4 protein-coding genes are annotated in these 4,349 nt (G+C 62.5%); 2 read left to right on the top strand and 2 right to left on the bottom strand.

Annotated elements, in window-relative coordinates:
* Positions 1–1,418 (top strand): glutamine-hydrolyzing GMP synthase (gene guaA, locus ABIV12_RS03495; protein ID WP_348056272.1); only part of this gene is annotated, 1,418 nt, incomplete at its 5' end.
* 408 nt (positions 1,419–1,826) lie between these two features.
* Here guaA and ABIV12_RS03500 read toward each other — a convergent pair.
* Positions 1,827–2,417, bottom strand: a complete 591-nt coding sequence (locus tag ABIV12_RS03500) for a DJ-1/PfpI family protein (protein WP_348056274.1) — start codon at positions 2,415–2,417, stop codon at positions 1,827–1,829.
* Positions 2,418–2,808: 391 nt separating this feature from the next.
* Here ABIV12_RS03500 and tadA point away from each other — a divergent pair, with 391 nt between their 5' ends.
* Entirely contained in the window at positions 2,809–3,324 is a 516-nt protein-coding gene (gene tadA / locus ABIV12_RS03505) for a tRNA adenosine(34) deaminase TadA (protein ID WP_348056276.1), read from the top strand.
* A 422-nt stretch (positions 3,325–3,746) separates the two neighbouring features.
* Here the strand turns inward: tadA and ABIV12_RS03510 are convergent, their stop codons facing one another.
* Entirely contained in the window at positions 3,747–4,133 is a 387-nt protein-coding gene (locus tag ABIV12_RS03510) for a hypothetical protein (protein WP_348056278.1), read from the bottom strand.
* Between the last annotated feature and the right edge of the window lie 216 nt (positions 4,134–4,349).

Below are 4,349 nucleotides of genomic sequence, written 5' to 3' on the forward strand. Positions count from 1 at the left end.
CGAAAGGCATCATTCTGTCGGGCGGACCGGAGTCGACCACGCTGGTGGGCGCGCCGAAAGCACCGCAGGCGGTCTTTGATGCGGGAGTGCCGCTGCTCGGAATCTGCTATGGCCTGCAGACGATGGCGGCACAACTGGGTGGCGTGACGGAAGCGGCGGATGCACGCGAGTTCGGCCATGCGCGTGTCGACGTCGTCGGGCACGACACCTTGCTTGCCGGCTTGTCCGATCATGCGCCCGCACAGGCGCTCGATGTGTGGATGAGCCATGGTGATCACGTCGCGAAGGCGCCTCCGGGATTCATCGTCACCGCGCGGACCGAGCGCATTCCGGTTGCTGCGATGGCCGACGAGAAACGTCGCTGGTACGGCGTGCAGTTCCATCCGGAAGTCACGCACACGAAGCAGGGGAGTGCGCTGCTGAGGCGGTTCGTCACCGGTATTTGCGGCTGCGACACGCTGTGGACCGCCGCGAACATCATCGACGACCAGGTTGCGCGGGTGCGCCATCAGGTTGGCGAAGATCGCGTGCTGCTCGGATTGTCGGGCGGAGTGGATTCATCGGTGGTTGCCGCGCTGCTGCACAAGGCCATCGGCGATCGGCTGACGTGCGTGTTCGTCGACACCGGTTTGCTGCGCTGGCAGGAAGGCGACCAGGTGATGGCGATGTTCGCCGCGAACATGGGCGTCAAGGTCATCCGCGTCGATGCCGCAGATCGCTACTTCGAAGCGCTCGCGGGCGTCGCCGACCCGGAAGCAAAGCGCAAGATCATCGGACGGCTGTTCGTCGAAATCTTCGACGAGGAAGCGGGCAGGCTGGAAGGCGTGAAGTGGCTCGCGCAGGGCACGATCTATCCGGACGTGATCGAGTCGGCCGGCAGCAAGACCGGCAAGGCGCATGTGATCAAGTCGCATCACAACGTCGGCGGCTTGCCCGAGCACATGAAGCTCAAACTGGTCGAGCCATTGCGCGAGCTCTTCAAAGACGAAGTGCGCCGGATCGGTGTCGAACTCGGACTGCCGCATGCGATGGTCTACCGCCATCCGTTCCCGGGACCGGGCCTCGGGGTGCGCATCCTCGGCGAGGTCAAGCGCGAGTACGCGAACATCCTTGCCCGTGCCGACGCGATCTTCATCGAGGAATTGCGAAAGGCCGATTACTACGACCGCACCAGCCAGGCGTTCGCGGTGTTCCTTCCGGTGAAATCCGTTGGCGTAGTTGGCGACGCGCGTGCGTACGAGTGGGTGATCGCGCTGCGCGCCGTCGAGACGATCGACTTCATGACCGCGCACTGGGCGCACTTGCCGTACGAACTTCTTGGTACAGCTTCGAGCCGAATAATAAACGAGATACCGAATATATCTCGTGTGGTTTATGACATCAGTGGCAAGCCCCCCGCGACGATCGAGTGGGAGTGAGGAGCGCAGCGTTCCCTGTGTTGGCCCACTGCGGCCAGAACTCCAACAACGGCGCTATCGAAGGCAACGCTCGATGCGACCTTGTGTTCTCGCCGATGGTAACGGAGTCTTCCGCGCTTGCCGTTTAAAGGCTTCCGCGATCCGTCCCTCCCGCGTCGCCTGATCACACGTCCACTTCACAGGAGATCGAACTGTCGAATCCATGCGCCGCGCCGGGCGCACGCAACACGCTAATTTTGCGAGAATTTTTCTTCATATTCAACGGAATATGACGTGTATCTCATGTCACTTATGACATGATTTCTATGCTGCGAGCGACGGGCGAAACGAACGGGCTGGCATGCGCAGGCCCATCGATCGGGTGAGCGCGCGCTTCGCACGCTGGTCACCATTCCGGGGCGGCGCGTCTCAATCTCGCCAGCCTGTTCCGGCATATTCCATTCTCATCGCCGTTTGTGTCGCGACACTTTCATCGAAATACCGCGAGACGACACGCAGCGCAAGGTCGATCCCGGCACTGAGACCGCCCGACGTGGCGATACGCCCCGACTCGACAAAACGCGGGCCACGCCTGAGATCAACCTCGGGGAACGAACGGGCGAAGTTGTCGGACGCAAGTTTGTTCGTCGTCATGGGGATGCCGTCGAGCAAACCGGTCTTCGCGAGCTGAAAGGCGCCCGTGCAGACCGACATCGTCAGCGCGGCTTGTTCGTGCGCGTGCCGGATCCATGCGTGGATGTCCGACGTCATGCGCGACGCCGGGTTGGGCTGGTCGAAATGGGGCACAACGATGACGTCCGGCTGCGGAGCGTCTGCGGTGGAATAGTCCGGAACCAGCATCAGTCCACCCGACGCGCGGACGGGCCCGATGTTCTCGCAGACGGTGAACAGGGTGAAGGCGGAATCCTGCGCGTCCGACGTCGCGTAGGTGTCCTGGAATGTCTCCCAAGGGCCGGCCAGATCGATCACCTGCACGCCCGGGTTGATCGCGAAGGCCACCTGGATCGAACGGTTGATCGGTGCGATGAGTCGCTCAGGGCTACGGAGTCCAGGGAGATACGAAACACCTCTGGCGAGGCCATCGGATTGGGCGGTTGGAGACCGGGAGCAGCCGACGCCCGCGAGCGGCGAAGCCAGGAGCAGACGGGAAAACGTCCTTCGATCGATCATGAGGAATGGCGATGGCCTTGCGCGACAAACCGCTGGTTGAGGGGGTGCGCTGCGGCCGTCGAACCTGCCGAGTCGGATGCTGATGTCCACGATTGTTGTCGACCGGACGTAACGGTTCAACCGCGTCGAATGCATGGCGTCATGATGGATTGGACTGAAAGATCGCGCGTTCCAAACCGGGCGACTGGCGGCATCGCGAGCAATGGCGAAGAATGCGGCCATGACTGATCCCTCGATTCCCGCGCCAGCCGCTGCTGCGCCAAGTGCGGACGGCGCTGCCGATGTCACGTGGATGCTCCGCGCGCTCGAGCTCGCACGCGCCGCCGAGGCAGCCGGAGAAGTGCCGGTTGGCGCCGTCATCGTGCGCGACGGCAGGGAACTGGGGGCAGGGTGCAACCGCATGATCGGCGACTGCGATGCGAGCGCCCATGCCGAGATCGTCGCCTTGCGGCAAGCCGGCCGCCGCGCGGGCAACTACCGCCTCCCGGGCGCCGTGCTGTACGCGACGCTGGAGCCATGTCCCATGTGCGCCGGCGCGATGATCCACGCACGCATTGCACGCGTCGTCTATGCGACGACTGATCCGAAAACCGGTGCCGCGGGAAGCGCCTTCGACCTTCTTCAGCACGCTCGGCACAACCATCGTCTGATCGTCGAGGGTGGCGTGCTGGCCGGCGAGGCGAGTGCGCTGCTAAGCGGATTCTTCCGCTCGCGGCGATCCAGCGCTGGCGGGTGACTCCGCCGCCGGTCGCGTTCGTCCGCCGCGTCAGGTCGCGTTGGATGATCCAACCGGCGCATTGGCGGACTATCCGACATCGGCAGCAATGCGTCAGTCCACCGGTTGCCCCCGCGAAATGGCTGGATGGCATCGCGACCCGCTCCAATCCGCATCGGTATTTCCACCCGCGCTTTTCCAGCACCACCGTGTCGATATTGCAGGCGTGTGCATAGCACTCCGCTCCGTGATGGCTCGTGAACCCCTCCAGCCGGTCCAGTGCACCGGCCTGCTCGAACGCTTCGGCAAAGAGTCTGATGGCCGCCTGCGCGGTATACACGCCAGTTAACTTGAGGGATGGCGGCACCACGGAATCGAAACTCGGACGCGTGGGTCATCTTGACCAGTAAGGCGTCGGCCGAGCAGCCCGTCGACGATCCGCGTCACTTCGCACCGCACCAGTAACATGCGCAATGTCTACTATGGTCTAGTTTTGTCAAATATGAATGCGACTGCGCAAAGGCGTTCGGAATGGACGTATAGACGGCTATACAGAGCATTGCCGCATAGCCAAGTTTTCGCGCGAGCCGTTCAAGCGTTCGCTTCTCGTCTCCGAGCGCCTTTTCAGCGTTTGCCGCAAGCACCCAAGCTTCGGGGTTTTCTCCTATATCGAGTGCCATTCGCTCGATCACGTTGGCCTGCGCGTTCGCGCCATTTTTCCAGTTTGTCGCGGATGCCCTTGACAATCCCAATTCTTCGCAAGCGGCCATTGCTGACCGGAACTGCTTGATCTGGGTCCAGCGGGCGAAAAGCTTGTATGTTGCGCTCATGTTCAGACCCTGTTGACAAAGCGTTCAGAGCCACTATACATTCGCCCCGCGTTCAGACGCTCTGAACATCAGGGGATGCACAGATGACAAACGTTCTCGCGGCCACGGTTCTCGTCGGCCTGCTTTCCACCTTCTGCTACACCCTCGGATTGCTCCAACGGCGACCGGTGACCCGCACCGGCGTTCCCCTGCGTCGGGAGCTGCCACCGGTCGTCT

It is taken from the genome of Dokdonella sp., assembly GCF_039926425.1.
Taxonomy (GTDB): domain Bacteria; phylum Pseudomonadota; class Gammaproteobacteria; order Xanthomonadales; family Rhodanobacteraceae; genus Dokdonella_A.